At 64.0% G+C, this 15,782-nt stretch carries 17 protein-coding genes; 3 read left to right on the top strand and 14 right to left on the bottom strand.

The genetic code is table 11. From position 1 onward, the window contains the following. From ACUDCK_RS29195 to traJ, 6 genes are read right to left on the bottom strand one after another with little or no spacing between them, the layout of a single operon-like run. A complete protein-coding gene (locus ACUDCK_RS29195) occupies positions 1–264 on the bottom strand; it encodes a hypothetical protein (protein WP_445659325.1) in 264 nt (87 codons plus the stop codon). Between the two features lie 5 nt (positions 265–269). Beyond that, positions 270–2,483 carry a DNA topoisomerase 3 gene (locus ACUDCK_RS29190; RefSeq protein WP_445659324.1) on the bottom strand — a complete coding sequence of 738 codons (2,214 nt, stop codon included), beginning with the start codon at positions 2,481–2,483 and terminating at the stop codon, positions 270–272. Positions 2,484–2,497: 14 nt separating this feature from the next. Next, positions 2,498–3,031, bottom strand: a complete 534-nt coding sequence (gene traF / locus ACUDCK_RS29185; RefSeq protein WP_181856081.1) for a conjugative transfer signal peptidase TraF — start codon at positions 3,029–3,031, stop codon at positions 2,498–2,500. Then, positions 3,028–4,935, bottom strand: a complete 1,908-nt coding sequence (locus ACUDCK_RS29180; RefSeq protein ID WP_445659323.1) for a type IV secretory system conjugative DNA transfer family protein — start codon at positions 4,933–4,935, stop codon at positions 3,028–3,030. Before ACUDCK_RS29180 ends, traF begins: the two co-directional genes overlap by 4 nt. Continuing rightward, complete coding sequence (gene traI, locus ACUDCK_RS29175; protein WP_445659322.1) at positions 4,932–7,130, bottom strand: TraI/MobA(P) family conjugative relaxase; 2,199 nt, start codon at positions 7,128–7,130, stop codon at positions 4,932–4,934. Before traI ends, ACUDCK_RS29180 begins: the two co-directional genes overlap by 4 nt. A gap of 34 nt (positions 7,131–7,164) precedes the next feature. Further along, positions 7,165–7,536 carry a conjugal transfer transcriptional regulator TraJ gene (gene traJ / locus ACUDCK_RS29170; protein WP_008832110.1) on the bottom strand — a complete coding sequence of 124 codons (372 nt, stop codon included), beginning with the start codon at positions 7,534–7,536 and terminating at the stop codon, positions 7,165–7,167. Between the two features lie 367 nt (positions 7,537–7,903). On the opposite strand from traJ, the gene ACUDCK_RS29165 reads away from it, so the two are divergent. From ACUDCK_RS29165 to ACUDCK_RS29155, 3 genes are read left to right on the top strand one after another with little or no spacing between them, the layout of a single operon-like run. Beyond that, positions 7,904–8,308, top strand: a complete 405-nt coding sequence (locus tag ACUDCK_RS29165; RefSeq protein ID WP_011205820.1) for a TraK family protein — start codon at positions 7,904–7,906, stop codon at positions 8,306–8,308. After that, entirely contained in the window at positions 8,308–9,033 is a 726-nt protein-coding gene (locus tag ACUDCK_RS29160) for a nucleotide-binding protein (RefSeq protein WP_046797610.1), read from the top strand. The genes ACUDCK_RS29165 and ACUDCK_RS29160 overlap by 1 nt, the downstream gene beginning before the upstream one ends. Beyond that, on the top strand, positions 9,030–9,467 hold the full coding sequence (locus tag ACUDCK_RS29155; protein WP_445659366.1) for a conjugal transfer protein TraM: 438 nt from the start codon (positions 9,030–9,032) through the stop codon (positions 9,465–9,467). Before ACUDCK_RS29160 ends, ACUDCK_RS29155 begins: the two co-directional genes overlap by 4 nt. Positions 9,468–9,520: 53 nt before the next feature. On the opposite strand, the gene ACUDCK_RS29150 is transcribed toward ACUDCK_RS29155, so the two are convergent. The 8 genes from ACUDCK_RS29150 to ACUDCK_RS29115 all read right to left on the bottom strand — a co-directional run bounded on the left by ACUDCK_RS29150 (position 9,521) and on the right by ACUDCK_RS29115 (position 15,778). After that, positions 9,521–10,867 carry a phosphoribosyltransferase gene (locus ACUDCK_RS29150; protein WP_445659365.1) on the bottom strand — a complete coding sequence of 449 codons (1,347 nt, stop codon included), beginning with the start codon at positions 10,865–10,867 and terminating at the stop codon, positions 9,521–9,523. A 28-nt stretch (positions 10,868–10,895) separates the two neighbouring features. Next, on the bottom strand, positions 10,896–11,243 hold the full coding sequence (gene kfrB / locus ACUDCK_RS29145; protein WP_445659364.1) for an IncP plasmid survival protein KfrB: 348 nt from the start codon (positions 11,241–11,243) through the stop codon (positions 10,896–10,898). A gap of 157 nt (positions 11,244–11,400) precedes the next feature. Next, positions 11,401–12,327 (bottom strand): DNA-binding protein, encoded by a 927-nt coding sequence (locus tag ACUDCK_RS29140; protein ID WP_445659363.1) that lies wholly within the window; start codon positions 12,325–12,327, stop codon positions 11,401–11,403. Between the two features lie 186 nt (positions 12,328–12,513). After that, a complete protein-coding gene (locus ACUDCK_RS29135) occupies positions 12,514–13,041 on the bottom strand; it encodes a hypothetical protein (protein WP_445659362.1) in 528 nt (175 codons plus the stop codon). A 9-nt stretch (positions 13,042–13,050) separates the two neighbouring features. Continuing rightward, positions 13,051–13,554 (bottom strand): hypothetical protein, encoded by a 504-nt coding sequence (locus ACUDCK_RS29130; RefSeq protein ID WP_445659361.1) that lies wholly within the window; start codon positions 13,552–13,554, stop codon positions 13,051–13,053. A gap of 69 nt (positions 13,555–13,623) precedes the next feature. Beyond that, the gene (locus ACUDCK_RS29125) at positions 13,624–14,700 is read right to left on the bottom strand and encodes a transcriptional repressor gene korB (RefSeq protein WP_445659360.1); all 1,077 of its coding nucleotides are present in this window, start codon (positions 14,698–14,700) and stop codon (positions 13,624–13,626) included. Beyond that, the gene (locus ACUDCK_RS29120) at positions 14,697–15,476 is read right to left on the bottom strand and encodes a ParA family protein (protein WP_445659359.1); all 780 of its coding nucleotides are present in this window, start codon (positions 15,474–15,476) and stop codon (positions 14,697–14,699) included. Before ACUDCK_RS29120 ends, ACUDCK_RS29125 begins: the two co-directional genes overlap by 4 nt. Further along, entirely contained in the window at positions 15,473–15,778 is a 306-nt protein-coding gene (locus ACUDCK_RS29115; RefSeq protein WP_011205830.1) for a transcriptional regulator KorA, read from the bottom strand. Before ACUDCK_RS29115 ends, ACUDCK_RS29120 begins: the two co-directional genes overlap by 4 nt. Positions 15,779–15,782: the final 4 nt, after the last annotated feature.

Here is a 15,782-nt window from a genome sequence, read left to right as displayed (position 1 = left end):
TTACCTCGCGTCATTGGCGGCCGCGGTCGTCGTGTCCTCGGGCACGGTCGCGTCCACCAGGTCAATGTCGCTCTCGGCGGCGTCCTGCTCGCTCAAGGCGTCCTCGGGAAAGGCCCCGGCCTTCTCCGCTTCGTCCGGGTCGAACTCGACCTGGAAGCCGGGCGTCATCGCGTCGGCGAGCTTTTCACGCAGGGCGGCGTTGGCGTTCGCGGTATCGTCGAACGGCGCAAAGTCGTCCTGCTGCACGGTCTTGGGATCGTTCATCGCTTTCACTCCTGGTTGGTGCCGTTACGGCCTTTGCTGTAGTCCGGCCTGCCTTTCAGGTCGGGGTAGGTCTGCTTGCACGTGGGGAAGTTGCTGCACCCCCACCAGAACATGCCGCGCTTCTTGCCAGGCCGGCGGGAAAGGCCGTGGCCGCAGGCCATGCACTTGTGCAGCTCGGAGACTTTCGGGGCCTCGCGCGGGACGGGCTTGCCGCCCTTGTCGTCGCACGCGAACTTGCAGCCGTCGGCAAAGCCGGTGCAGCCCCAAAAGTATTCGTTCTTGTCCTTCTTCTTGATGCGCCGCAGTGGCTTGCCGCAGGACGGGCAAGGATGCGTGTCGATCTTCATGCTGAGGCCGTTTTCCTTGATGTTGGCGACCTCGGCGCTGATGTACTCCATCAGCTCGTTGACGAACGACAGCGTGTCGCGCTCGCCGGCCTGGATGGCCTTCTGCTGCTCATGCCAGAGCGCGGTCATGTCGGGGTATCTCGCCGTGTCCGGCAGCGCGTCGTACAGCTCTTCGCCGGTCGGCGTGGACACGATGTGCTTGCCCTTCTCCACCAGGTAGCCGCGCTCGAAGAGCGTGGCGATGATGGAGTCTCGCGTTGCCGGCGTGCCAATGCCGCCGTGCTCGCCTTGCTTGCCCTTGTCCTTCTCGATCAGGATTTTCCGCAGGCGGTCGTCGCGGATGTATTTCGCAACGCGCGTCAGGTCCGACAGCAGGGATTCCATCGTGTACAGCGGCTGCGGCTTCGTCTCCTGCTGCTCGGCCTTCGCATCGGTGCAGGTGCCGGCCTGGCCGTCGCGCAGCTTGCGCAGGTCCTGTTCAATGTCGTCGGCATTGCCTTCCAGGTCCTCGTTGCCGGCGTCGTTCTTGTAGAGAATCTTCCAGCCCGGCGACGTGGTGACGTTCGAGCGCACGCCGAAACGATGATCGCCGACCTGGGCCAGCACGTCGGTCTGGTCATACAGATGCTTCGGCCAGAACTGCGCGACGTAGGCGCGGGCGATCAGCAGGTAAATCTTCTGCTCGGCATCGGTGAGCTTCGACAGGTCGGCCGTGCTCTCGGTCGGGATGATGGCGTGGTGCGCGGAAACCTTGGACGAGTTGAAGGCGCGGCTCTTGATCGTCGGATTGGCGCGCTGCGCAGCAGCCGCCAGCATCGGGGCCGTCTGCGCGATGGCCGCCAGCACGCCCGGCGCATCGCCGTGCTGTTCCTCGCTCAAGTATTCGCAGTCGGAACGGTTGTAGGTGATGAGCTTGTGCTTCTCGCGCAGGGCCTGCGTAATGTCCTTCACCTGGTCCGGCTTGAAGCCGAACTTGCGCGAGGCGTCCATTTGCAGTTTCAGCAGGTTGTAGGGCAGCGGCGCGGCCGCTTCCTTCGCCTTGGTGGTCACGGACACGATGCGGGCGGGTTGGCCGCTCACGGCGGCCGCGATGCCCTCGGCGTGCTCCTTGTTGCTGAGGCGGCCTTTCTCGTCCACCGGATCGCCGTCGGCGACCTGGTAACGGGCCGGGAACTGGATGCCCTCGACCTCGAATTGGCCGTTGACCAGGTAGTAGTAGGCTTTCTGGTGGGCCGCGTTCTCGCGGCAACGGCGCACGACTAGCCCCAGGATAGGGGTCTGCACGCGCCCGACGCTCAACAGGCCCTGATAGCCCTTCGCGCGGGCCGCAAGCGTGTACAGGCGGGTGATGTTGAAGCCGTAGAGCTGGTCGCCGACGCTGCGGGCCTCGGCCGCAGCGGACAGGCCGGCGAACTCGCGGTTGTCGCGCATCGCGGCGAGCTGCCGGCGCACGATCTTCACGTTGTTGTCGTTGATAAGCAGCCGCTGCACCGGCAGGCGGCAGTTGGCGTATTCCAGGATTTCATCGACCAGAAGCTGGCCTTCGTCGTCCGGGTCGCCGGCGTGAACCACGCTTTTTGCCTGCTTCAACAGGCTGAGGATGGTCTTGAACTGAGCTTTCGCACCGGCGTCACCGGACGGTTTCTTGCGCCAGGGAATATGGACGATGGGAAGGTCGGCCATGTTCCAGTTGGCGTAGCGCTCGTCGTAGTCCTCCGGGTCCAGCAAGGCCAGCATGTGACCATAGCACCAGGTCACGCGGTCGGAGCCGCATTCGTAATAGCCGTCCTTGCGGCTGCCGCCGCCCAGGCCCTCGACGATGGCTTTTGCCAGCTCCGGTTTTTCAGCGATTACAAGGCGTTCAAATTGCATATATCCCCCTACCCTCACCAGGTCAGAACCGGCCTGATGACGGTGATGATTTGCGAACGATTGACAGGGCCGAAGTAGCGGCCGTCGAAAGACGTGTCGCTTACGTCGGACATAAGCAGAACCTCGGCGGTCCCCAGGGTGTAGCTGTCGGACTGATAGCGAGGCAGCGGCCGTCCTGATGGATCGGCCTTGATGAGCGCGCTGTGAGGCAGCAGCTCGCCATTCACGCGCACGCCGGCGTCGGTGATGGCAACCTCGTCGCCTTTAGCGGCTAAAACCCGCTTCATCATGTAGCCGTAGTCGCCGGGGCAGAAACCGCCGGCGATGTAGCCCCGCTCCTTGGCGTCCGAAAACACGCCGACTTGCGGCGGGCAGAACATGACGTAGGCCCCCTTCTCCACCGGCGCATTCGATTTCCAGTACAGGCCGACCGGAATGCTTTTGGTGGTGTTCACCTTCGCGCCAGCGAGATAGGCCGCGCCGGCGAGCAACAAGGCCGCACCGCCTGCGATGGCGACGTACTTGGTCAGACGCTGGAAGCGGCTCATATCGTGATCCCCTCCCCTTCCTCGACGGTGGCGGTCTGGATCAGCTTGTCGCTGACCTTCGGGGCTGGCACGGCCGCGCGGGCCTGGAATATCGGGTCTTTGAAGTAGAGCGGCTGCTTGCCGTAGATCGCGGGATAGCCGGCGACGTACACAACCATGTCGCCAGCCTCTTCAATGCTGCCGTCGGCGCTCTTCTTCGGCCCCGGCATGCGCAGGCATTCATCGGGGGTCAGCAATGGCCGCTGCACTTCCTGGAAGGTCCGCGAGACATTGCCCAGCAGGGCCGACGTGCGGCGGCCGCTCGTCGTGATCTGCTCCTTCACGATGGTCGTGGTGCCTGTCAGTTTTGACAGGTGCTCGGCCGTCTCCACGCGGTTCGGCGGGTAGGCGTTCTGCACGTGGCAGTTCGACGTGATGCTTTCGTCGTGGCCGTAGCCGGTTTCGCGGCTCTTGAGCTGGTTAATGTCCTGGCAGATGAGGTAGCACTTGATGCCGTAGCCGGCGACGAAGGCAAGGGACTCTTGCAGGATTTCGAGCTTGCCCAGGCTGGGGAACTCGTCGAGCATCATCAGCAGACGATGCTTGTAGTGCGCGACAGGACGGCCGTTCTCGAAGTCCATCTTGTCGGCCAGCAGCCGGACGATCATGTTGACCATGACGCGCACCAGCGGCCGCAGACGGGCCTTGTCGTTGGGCTGCGTCACGATGAACAGGCTTACCGGGTCGTCGTGGTGCATCAGTTGCTTGATGCGGAAGTCGGACTTGCTGACGTTGCGGGCCACAACCGGGTCGCGGTACAGGGCCAGGTAGGACTTGGCGGTGGACAGCACGGAACCGGCTTCTTCCTCCGGGCGGTCCATCATGTCGCGGGCCGCAGAGCCGACCGCAGGATGGTTCTGCCCGTCAACGTGGCCGTAGGTGGTCATTTCCATCCAAAGCTCGCCCACGTCGCGGTTCGGGTCCGCAAGCATGGCGTCCACCGATGGCAGGGTGGCCGGCGTGCCCTCGTTCTTGGCCTTGTAGAGCGCGTGCAGGATGACGCCGACAAGCAGCGCCTGGCTGGTTTTCTGCCAGTGCGATTCCAGGCCCTTGCCGTCCGGATCGACGATCAGGGTGGCAAGGTTCTGCACGTCGCCAACCTCGTACTCGGTCCCCAGGCGGATTTCATCGAGCGGGTTCCAGCACGCGCTACCCTGCGCGGATGCCGGCTCAAAGCGCACAACCTTGTTGCGCGCATGCTTCTTTCGCCAGCCGGCGGTCAGCGCCCACAACTCGCCTTTCAGGTCGGTGATGACGGCGCTGTGCGCCCAGGAAAGCAGCGTCGGAACGACCAGGCCAACGCCCTTGCCGGAGCGCGTCGGCGCGTAGGTCAAGACGTGCTCGGGGCCGTTGTGCCGCAGGTAGTGGAACTTGCCGTCCTTGTCCTGCCAGCCGCCCACATAGACGCCGCTGGAAGTGGGCGGGTGCTTGCCGGATACCAGCTCGACGACGGTGCGCGGCCGGGGCAGGAGGCCGGCGGCCTGAATGTCCTTCTTGTCGGCCCAGCGGGCCGAACCGTGCAGATAGTCGTTCGCCTTGCCGGTGTTGGCCTTGACCATCTGCGTGACAGCCGTGCCCAGCAGGCCCACGGTCGAAACGACCATGCCCATGCTGGCCGCGCGCATGAAATCGTCGGGATACTGGCCGTACCACTTCCCGGCCCATTGAAGGATCGACCAGGGCGTGTAGACGTGGTTGATATTCCAGCCAAGGCCGGCCTGATACTGGAAGGAATGGGCGAAATATTGCGTGGCCGTCTGCAAGCCTGCCCCAAGGGACAGGCCGGCGAGGACGGGAATGGTCTTGCTGGCCTTCGGTTTTTTCGCCCGTATCTGTGGCCCCACGGCGTTGTTTCGGTTCTTCATCTACTCCTACCTCGGGTAGTTTTAAGGGAGCCTCGCGGGGTCACGGTGACGGGATCACCGATGGCGAGGCGCTTCATGCGTTGCGCCGTGGCCTTATCGACGGGCAGCACCAGAATCTCGTCGTTTTCTTTCCTCAACAGGGCCAGCGCCTGGTCCTCGACGTTCCGGGTGCCTGCATAGGACAGCGCACCAACATAATCAGTATATCGTGCATGCTTCGGTATATCGAAGCCGTTTAGCCGCTTTTGCTCGCGCTCGGCAACATATTTCTCGGCCGCCGCGATCTGTTCGGGCTTTAGCCCTCGTCCTGGCCGAGAAACTCCCCGTCGCAGTGCGTGAGCTGGTTCGGCTCCTTGCTGCTCCACGTGACCAGGAACATCACGCGGCAATAGCATTTCAGCTCCGCCGGCGATGCGAACCACACCGAGTTGGGACAGCGCTCGCAAACGGTTTTGGCTTTGGGGCGGCGGCTTTCGTCCAATGCGTCCAACGTTGGGCTTGCGGAGTACGACGGTTCCGCCGGCGCTGACGGCGCGAGCGTCCCGGCGGTCGCCGTCGCCGCCTGCGGTGTTGAGGGTGGTTCCGGCTGCGGCAGGTCGAATGCCTCCATCGCCGCCGCGATCTCGTCGTCCGTCATTTCGTTCGGTTCGCTCATGTGCTTGCTCCTTCGTCAGTAGTTCTTGACGGCGCTGCTCAAGGGCGGCGTCGTCAAAGGTGATTGCCAGACGGCCAGCGGCGGCCGCTTGCGCGATCCGCTCCTTGAACTCTGCCGTGCCGTTGACGGTGATCCGGTCGCCGAAGCGCTCCATTGCCAGGCGCAGGGCGGCATCCAGGCCGTCCGTCGTGGCCTCGCGCGAGACTTGCAGGCGGTCGCCGTCGTCCCGCACGGCGCTGTTGCCGACGCGGTAGATGATGGTTCCCTTCTTCGTGATGTTGTCCGTCACGGCTGCGTGGCCCGGCTTGGCCTCGCCCCTGCCCTGGATGGTGTTGCCCTTGAGGCCGCTGCGGCCCTCGCGTGCGCGCAGCGCCGCCAGGGCCTTGTCGTCGCCCTTCATCGCCTCGGCCTTGAGCCAGTCGGCCCACGCGCGCCGCTGCGTGCGCTCCTGGACCGCCTGACGGTCCCGCCGGTACTCGCGGTTGATCTTGTCCAGGTCGGCGCGCAGCGCCTTGTGCGCCTGCGCGTACATGAGCCGCTTTGCAACGCGCCCCTCGCCCAGCAGCTTGATAGCGGCGCGGCGCAGCCGGTTGCTGCGCATCGCGCCTTCAATCAGGCGGTCACGACGCAGGCGCAGCGTGTCCAGCTCGCCCTTGCGCACGGCCCCCATTTCCTGGCGTTCAGACTGATACCGGGCGTATAGCTCGGTGGTGTCGATCCGGGTCTTGAGCGGCTTTGCTCGATACTCCCGGCGGCGGGGAGCTTCGCTGCCCTCGGCCGGTGTGAATGCCCCGAACCGGGCTTCGAGCTTCGGCTTGGACAGGTCGCGCGAAACGGTGCTGGCCTTGACGGTCGTGCCGTCGCCAGCCTCGAAGATGAAGCCGTTTCCGCGCTCGCGCAGCTCAAGCCCGTTTTCCCGCAGGACCCGGTGCAGGTCATCCCAGGACTGCGCCGCTTGCAGCTCCGGCAGGCATTCGCGCTTGATCCAGCCGACCAGGCTTTCCACGCCGGCGTGCCGTTCCATGTCGTTCGCGCGGTTCTCGGAAACGCGCTGCCGCGTTTCGTGGTTGTCGCGCTCAAGCCCGTAGTCGCGTTCGAGCGTCGCGCAGAGGTCGGCGAGGGCGCGATAGGCCCGGTACGGCTCATGAATGGTGTTTCGGGTCGGGTGAATCTTGTTGATGGCGATGTGGATGTGCAGGTTGTCGGTGTCGTGGTGCACGGCACTGACGCGCTGATGCTCGGCGAAGCCAAGCCCGGCGCAGATGCGGTCCTCAATCGCGCGCAACGTCTCCGCGTCGGGCTTCTCTCCCGCGCGGAAGCTAACCAGCAGGTGATAGGTCTTGTCGGCCTCGGAACGGGTGTTGCCGTGCTGGGTCGCCATGACCTCGGCCATGACGGCGGGCAGGGTGTTTGCCTCGCAGTTGGTGACGCGCACGTGACCAAGGCGCTCGGTCTTGCCTTGCTCGTCGGTGATGTACTTCACCAGCTCCGCGAAGTCGCTCTTCTTGATGGAGCGCATGGGGACGTGCTTGGCAATCACGCGCACCCCCCGGCCGTTTTAGCGGCTAAAAAAGTCATGGCTCGGCCCTCGGGCGGACCACGCCCATCATGACCTTGCCAAGCTCGTCCTGCTTTTCTTCGATCTTTGCCAGCAGGGCGAGGATCGTGGCATCGCCGAACCGCGCCGTGCGCGGGTCGTCGGTGAGCCAGAGTTTCAACAGGCCGCCCAGGCGGCCCAGGTCGCCATTGATGCGGGCCAGCTCGCGGACATGCTCATAGTCCACGACGCCCGTGATCTTGTAGCCCTGGCCGACGGCCAGCAGGTAGGCCGACAGGCTCATGCCGGCGGCCGCCGCCTTTTCCTCAATCGCTCTTCGTTCGTCTGGAAGGCAGTACACCTTGATAGGTGGGCTGCCCTTCCTGGTTGGCTTGGTTTCATCAGCCATCCGCTTGCCCTCATCTGTTACGCCGGCGGTAGCCGGCCAGCCTCGCAGAGCAGGATTCCCGTTGAGCACCGCCAGGTGCGAATAACGGACAGTGAAGAAGGAACACCCGCTCGCGGGTGGGCCTACTTCACCTATCCTGCCCGGCTGACGCCGTTGGATACACCAAGGAAAGTCTACACGAACCCTTTGGCGAAATCCTGTATATCGTGCGAAAAAGGATGGATATACCGAAAAAATCGCTATAATGACCCCGAAGCAGGGTTATGCAGCGGAAAAGGGCTGCTTCCCTGCTGTTTTGTGGAATGTCTACCGACTGGAAACAGGCAAATGCAGGCAATTACCGAACTGAGGGGACAGGCGAGAGACGATGCCAAAGAGCTACACCGACGAGCTGGCCGAATGGGTTGAATCCCGCGCGGCCAAGAAGCGCCGGCGTGATGAGGCTGCGGTTGCGTTCCTGGCGGTGAGGGCGGATGTCGAGGCGGCGTTAGCGTCCGGCTATGCGCTCGTCACCATTTGGGAGCACATGCGGGAAACGGGGAAGGTCAAGTTCTCCTACGAGACGTTCCGCTCGCACGCCAGGCGGCACATCAAGGCCAAGCCTGCCGATGTGCCCGCACCGCAGGCCAAGGCTGCGGAACCCGCGCCGGCACCCAAGACGCCGGAGCCACGGCGGCCGAAGCAGGGGGGCAAGGCTGAAAAGCCGGCCCCCGCTGCGGCCCCGACCGGCTTCACCTTCAACCCAACACCGGACAAAAAGGATCTACTGTAATGGCGAAAATTCACATGGTTTTGCAGGGCAAGGGCGGGGTCGGCAAGTCGGCCATCGCGGCGATCATTGCGCAGTACAAGATGGACAAGGGGCAGACGCCCTTGTGCATCGACACTGACCCGGTGAACGCGACGTTCGAGGGCTACAAGGCCCTGAACGTCCGCCGGCTGAACATCATGGACGGCGACGAAATCAACTCGCGCAACTTCGACACCCTGGTCGAGCTGATTGCGCCGACCAAGGACGACGTGGTGATCGACAACGGGGCCAGCTCGTTCGTGCCCCTGTCGCATTACCTCATCAGCAACCAGGTGCCGGCCCTGCTGCAAGAAATGGGGCATGAGCTGGTCATCCATACCGTCGTCACCGGCGGCCAGGCTCTCCTGGACACGGTAAGCGGGTTCGCCCAGCTCGCCAGCCAGTTCCCGGCCGAAGCGCTTTTCGTGGTCTGGCTGAACCCGTATTGGGGGCCAATCGAGCATGAGGGCAAGAGTTTCGAGCAGATGAAGGCGTACACGGCCAACAAGGCCCGCGTGTCGTCCATCATCCAGATTCCGGCCCTCAAGGAAGAAACCTACGGCCGCGATTTCAGCGACATGCTGCAAGAGCGGCTGACGTTCGACCAGGCGCTGGCCGATGAATCGCTCACGATCATGACGCGGCAACGCCTCAAGATCGTCCGGCGCGGCCTGTTTGAACAGCTCGACGCGGCGGCCGTGCTATGAGCGACCAGATTGAAGAGCTGATCCGGGAGATTGCGGCCAAGCACGGCATCGCCGTCGGCCGCGACGACCCGGTGCTGATCCTGCACACCATCAATGCCCGGCTCATGGCCGACAGCGCGGCCAAGCAAGAGGAAATCCTTGCCGCGTTCAAGGAAGAGCTGGAAGGGATCGCGCATCGCTGGGGCGAGGACGCCAAGGCCAAAGCGGAGCGGATGCTCAACGCGGCCCTGGCGGCCAGCAAGGACGCGATGGCGAAGGTGATGAAGGACAGCGCCGCGCAGGCGGCCGAAGCGATCCGCAGGGAAATCGACGACGGCCTTGGCCGGCAGCTCGCGGCCAAGGTCGCGGACGCCCGGCGCGTGGCGATGATGAACATGGTCGCCGGCGGCATGGTGCTGTTCGCGGCCGCCCTGGTGGTGTGGGTCTCGTTATGAACCGCAGCGGCGCAGATGAAAAAGCCCGGCAATGCCGGGCTTTGTTTTTTGCGTTAGCTGGGCTTGTTTGACAGGCCCAAGCTCTGACTACGCCCGCGCTCCCGCTCCTGGGCCTGCTTCTTCTCTTGCTCCTGCTTGCGCATCAGGGCCTGGTGCCGTCGGGCGGCCTCACGCATCGAATCCCAGTCGCCGGCAAGCTCGGGATGCTCGGCGCGCATCTTGCGCGTCGCCAGTTCCTCGATCTTGGGCGCGTGAATGCCCATGCCTTCCTTGATTTCGCGCACCATGTCCAGCCGCGTGTGCAGGGTCTGCAAGCGGGCCTGCTGTTGGGCCTGCTGTTGCTGCCAGGCGGCCTTTGTACGCGGCAGGGACAGCAAGCCGGGGGCATTGGACTGTAGCTGCTGCAAACGCGCCTGCTGACGGTCTACGAGCTGTTCTAGGCGGTCCTCGATGCGCTCCACCTGGTCATGCTTCGCCTGCACATAGAGCGCAAGGGTCTGCTGGTAGGTCTGCTCGATGGGCGCGGACTCTAAGAGGGCCTGCTGTTCCGTCTCGGCCTCCTGGGCCGCCTGTAGCAATTCCTCGCCGCTGTTGCCGCTGGACTGCTTTACTGCCGGGGACGGTTGTTGCCCTGCTCGCGCCGGCGTCGCAGTTCGGCTTGCCCCCACTCGATTGACTGCTTCATTTCGAGCCGCAGCGATGCGATCTCGGATTGCGTCAACGGACGGGGCAGCCCGGAGGTGTCCGGCTTCTCCTTGGGTGAGTCGGTCGATGCCATAGCCAAAGGTTTCCTTCCAAAATGCGTCCATTGCTGGACCGTGTTTCTCATTGATGCCCGCAAGCATCTTCGGCTTGACCGCCAGGTCAAGCGCGCCTTCATGGGCGGTCATGACGGAGGCCGCCATGACCTTACCGCCGTTGTTCTCGATGTAGCCGCGTAACGAGGCAATGGTGCCGCCCATCGTCAGCGTGTCATCGACAACGATGTACTTCTGGCCGGGGATCACTGCCCCCTCGAAAGTTGGGTTGAACGCCAGGCGATGATCTGAGCCGGCTCCGGTTCGGGCGACCTTCTCCCGCTGCACAATGTCCGTTTCGACCTCAAGGCCAAGGCGGTCAGCCAGAACGACCGCCATCATGGCCGGAATCTTGTTGTTCCCCGCCGCCTCGACGGCGAGGACTGGAACGATACGGGGCTTGTCGTCGCCGATCAGCGTCTTGAGCTGGGCAACAGTGTCGTCCGAAATCAGGCGCTCGACCAAATTAAGCGCCGCTTCCGCGTCGCCCTGCTTGGCGGCCTGGTATTCAGGCTCGTTGGTCAAAGAACCAAGGTCGCCGTTGCGAACCACCTTCGGGAAGTCTCCCCACGGTGCGCGCTCGGCTCTGCTGTAGCTGCTCAAGACGCCTCCCTTTTTAGCCGCTAAAACTCTAACGAGTGCGCCCGCGACTCAACTTGACGTTTTCGGCACTTACCTGTGCCTTGCCATTTGCGTCATAGGTGATGCTTTTCGCACTCCCGATTTCAGGTACTTTATCGAAATCTGACCGGGCGTGCATTACAAAGTTCTTCCCCACCTGTTGGTAAATGCTGCCGCTATCTGCGTGGACGATGGTGCCGTCGTGGCGCTGCGACTTCTCGGCCTTTTGGGCCATATAGATGTTGTAAATGCCGGGTTTCAACGCCCCGGCTTTGTCTACCTTCTGGTTCGTCCATGCGCCTTGGTTCTCGGTCTGGACAATTCTTTGCCCATTCATGACCAGTAGGCGGTGTTTCATTGGGTGACTCCTGACGGTTGCCTCTGGTGTTAAACGTGCCCTGGTCGCTTGCCGGCTAAAAAAAAGCCGACCTCGGCAGTTCGAGGCCGGCCTTCCCTAGAGCCGGGCGCGTCAAGGTTGTTCCATCTATTTTAGTGAACTGCGTTCGATTTATCAGTTACTTTCCTTCCGCTTTGTGTTTCCTCCCACTCGTTTCCGCGTCTAGCCGACCCCTCAACGTAGCAGCCTCTTCTTGTGCCGCCTTCGCCTCTCGCCGCGCTTCGTCACGCTCGGCTTGCACCGTCGTAAAGCGCTCGGCCTGCCTGGCCGCCTCTTGCGCCGCCAACTTCCTTTGCTCCTGGTGGGCCTCGGCGTCGGCCTGCGCCTTCGCTTTCACCGCCGCCAACTCCGTCCGCAAGCTCTCCGCTTCGCGCCTGATCGCGTCGCGCTCGCCGCGAAGCGCCTGCATTTCCTGGCTGGCCGCGTCCAGGGCCTTGCGGCTCTCTTCCTTGAATGCGCGGGCGTCCTGGTGAGCGTAGTCCAGCTCGGCGCGCAGCTCCTGCGCTCGACGCTCCACCTCATCGGCCCGCTGCGTCGCCAGCGCGGCACGCTGCTCGGCCCCTGCCAGGGCGGTGCGGGCTTCGGCCAGGTCCTGCCCCTGGCGTGCGGCCAGCTCGGCCGCCTCGGCGGCCTGCTGCTCTAGCAAAGTAACGCGCGCCTGGGCTTCTTCCAGCTCGCGGGCCTGCGCCTCGAAGGCGTCGGCCAGCTCCCCACGCACGGCTTCCAACTCGTTGCGCTCACGATCCCAGCCGGCTTGCGCTGCCTGCAACGATTCGTTGGCAAGGGCCTGGGCGGCTTGCCAGAGGGCGGCCACGGCCTGGTTGCCGGCCTGCTGCACCGCGTCGGGCACCTGGACCGCCAGCGGGGCGGCCTGCGCCGTGCGCTGGCGTCGCCATTCGCGCATGCCGGCGCTGGCGTCGTTCATGTTGACGCGGGCTGCCTTGCGCACTGCATCCACGGTCGGGAAGTTCTCCCGGTCGCCTTGCTCGAACAGCTCGTCCGCAGCCGCAAAGATGCGGTCGCGCGTCTCTTTGTTCAGTTCCATGATTGGCTCCGGTAATGGGTAAGAATAATAATACTCTTACTTATCTTATCAGCGCAAGAGTTTAGCTGAACAATTCCCGACTTAGCGGCAGGTTTTTAGCCGCTGAAGGGCCAGGCAAAAAAAGCCCCGCACGGTCGGCGGGGCAAAGGGTCGGCGGGAAGGGGATTTAGCGCGCGGGGGGCTTCTTCATGCGTCGGGGCCGCGCTTCTTGGGATGGAGCACGACGAAGCGCGCACGCGCATCGTCCTCGGCCCTTTCGGCCCGCGTCGCGGTCAGGAACTTGTCGCGCGCCAGGTCCTCCCTGGTGGGCACCAGGGGCATGAACTCGGCCTCCTCGATGTAGGTCCACTCCATGACCGCATCGCCGTCGAAGCCGCGTTTCTTCACCGTCTCTTGCAAGTCGCGGTACGCCTGCTCGTTGAGGGGCCGGTAGTGGGCCAGTTGGTCGTAAATGGCAGTCGGCCATGAGCGGCCTTTCCTGTTGAGCCAACCGCCGACGATGATGCCGGCAATGCAGGCCCCAGGCACAACCAGGCCGACGCCGGGGGCAGGGGATGGCAGCAGCTCGGCAACCAGGAACCCCGCCGCGATGATGCCGATGCCGGTCAACCAGCCCTTGAAGGTGTCCGGTCCCGAAACACCCCTGCGCATTGCCTGGATGCTGTGCCGGATAGCTTGCAGCATCAGGAGCCGTTTCTTTTGCTCGTCAGTCATGGGCGGCCCTCACCAGTTGTTCGTATCGGTGTCGGTCGAACCGAAATCGCAAGAGCTGCCGGTATCGGTCCAGCCGCTGTCCGTGCCGCTGCTGTCGAAGCTCGGCGAGGGGTCCGCGAACGCCGCAGACGGCGTATCGGGCCGCAGCGCATCGCCCAGCATGGCCCCGGTCAGCGAGCCGCCGGCCAGGTAGCCCAGCATGGTGCTGTTGGTCGCCCCGGCGACCAGGGCAGACGTGACGAAATCGCCGTCGTTCCCCTTGGATTGTTCGCTGCTCGGCGGGGCAGTTCGCCGCGCCGGCGGGGTCGTGGATGGCTCGGGTTGGCTGGCCTGCGACGGCCGGCGATAGGTGCGCAACAGTTCGTTATCGACCGGCTCCGGCGTCGGGGCCACTGCCTTGCGCTCCGGCCGGTGGTCCTTCTTCGGCTCGCGCAGCTTGACCAGCATGATCGCGGAAGCCAGCAGCAACGCCGCGCCTATACCTCCCGCGATGTAGAACAGCATCGGATTCATTCTTCGGTCCTCCTGTAGCGGAACCGTTGTCTGTGCGGCGCGGGTGGCCCGCGCCGCTGTCTTTGGGGGTCAGCCCTCGATGAGCGCGACCAGCTTCACGTCGGCAAGGTTCGCCTCGAACTCCTGGCCGTCGTCCTCGTACTTCAACCAGGCATAGCCTTCCGCCGGCGGCCGACGATTGAGGATCAGGCGGGCAGGGCGCTTGTCGTGCTCGACCTGGACGATGGCCTTTTTCAGCTTGTCCGGGTCCGGCTCTTTCGTGCCCTTTTCCTTGGCGTCCTTACCGTCCTGGTCGTCGTCCTCGCCGCCCTGGCCGTCGCCGGCCTCCGCGTCACGCTCGGCATCAGTCTGGCCGTTGAAGGCATCGACGGTGTTGGGATCGCGGCCCTTCTCGTCCAGGAACTCGCGCAGCAGCTTGACCGTGCCGCGCGTGATTTCCTGGGTGTCGTCGTCAAGCCACGCCTCGACTTCCTCCGGGCGCTTCTTGAAGGCCGTCACCAGCTCGTTCACCACGGTCACGTCGCGGACGCGGCCGGTGTTGAACGCATCGGCGATCTTCTCCGGCAGGTCCAGCAGCGTGACGTGCTGGGTGATGAACGCCGGCGACTTGCCGATTTCCTTGGCGATATCGCCTTTCTTCTTGCCCTTCGCCAGCTCGCGGCCGATGAAGTCGGCAATCTCGCGCGCGGTCAGCTCGTTGCGTTGCAGGTTCTCGATAACCTGGTCGGCTTCGTTGTAGTCGTTGTCGATGAACGCCGGGATGGACTTCTTGCCGGCCCACTTCGAGCCACGGTAGCGGCGGGCGCCGTGGTTGATGATGTAGCGACCCGGCTGCTCCTGGTTCTCGCGCACCGAAATGGGCGACTTCACCCCGCGCTCTTTGATCGTGGCACCGATTTCGGCGATGCTCTCCGGGGAAAAGCCGGGGTTGTCGGCCGTCCGCGGCTGATGCGGATCTTCGTCGATCAGTTCCAGGTCAAGCTCGATAGGGCCGGAACCGCCCTGAGCCGCCGCAGGAGCGTCCAGGAGGCTCGACAGGTCGCCGATGCTATCCAACCCCAGGCCAGACGGCTGCGCCGCGCCTGCGGCTTCCTGGGCGGCCGCAGCGGTGTTTTTCTTGGTGGTCTTGGCTTGAGCCGCAGTCATTGGGAAATCTCCATCTTCGTGAACACGTAATCAGCCAGGGCGCGAACTTCTTTCGATGCCTTGCGCGCGGCCGTTTTCTTGATCTTCCAGACCGGCACACCGGACGCGAGGGCATCGGCGATGCTGCTGCGCAGGCCAACGGTGGCCGGAATCATCATCTTGGGGTAGGCGGCCAGCAGCTCGGCTTGGTGGCGCACGTGGCGCGGGTTCCGCGCATCGACCTTGCTGGGCACCATGCCAAGGAATTGCAGCTTGGCGTTCTTCTGGCGCACGTTCGCAATGGTCGTGACCATCTTCTTGATGCCCTGGATGCTGTACGCCTCAAGCTCGATGGGGGACAGCACATAGTCGGCCGCGAAGAGGGCGGCCGCCAGGCCGACGCCAAGGGTCGGGGCCGTGTCGATCAGGCACACGTCGAAGCCTTGGTTCGCCAGGGCCTTGATGTTCGCCCCGAATAGCTCGCGGGCGTCGTCCAGCGACAGCCGTTCAGCATTCGCCAGCACCGGGTCGGACTCGATGAGCGCGAGGCGCGCGGCCTGGCCGTCGCCGGCTGCGGGTGCGGTTTCGGTCCAGCCGCCAGCAGGGACAGGGCCGAACAGCTTGCTTGCATGCAGGCCGGTAGCGAAGTCCTTGAGCGTGTAGGACGCATTGCCCTGGGGGTCCAGGTCGATCACGGCAACCCGCAAGCCGCGCTCGAAAAAGTCGAAGGCAAGATGCACAAGGGTCGAAGTCTTGCCGACGCCGCCTTTCTGGTTGGCCGTGACCAAAGTTTTCATCGTTTGGTTTCCTGTTTTTTCTTGGCGTCCGCTTCCCACTTCCGGACGATGTACGCCTGATGCTCCGGCAGAACCGCCGTTACCCGCGCGTATCCCTCGGGCAAGTTCTTGTCCTCGAACGCCGCCCACACGCGATGCACCGCTTGCGACACTGCGCCCCTGGTCAGTCCCAGCGACGTTGCGAACGTCGCCTGCGGCTTCCCATCGACTAAGACGCCCCGCGCTATCTCGATGGTCTGCTGCCCCACTTCCAGCCCCTGGATCGCCTCCTGGAACTGGCTTTCGGTAAGCCGTTTCTTCATGGAT

This window comes from Achromobacter sp. CF-sbj1-Ac2-l (genome assembly GCF_052698165.1).
The sequence above is the reverse complement of the archived record's forward strand: the minus strand, read 5'-3'. Positions and strand labels throughout refer to the sequence as shown.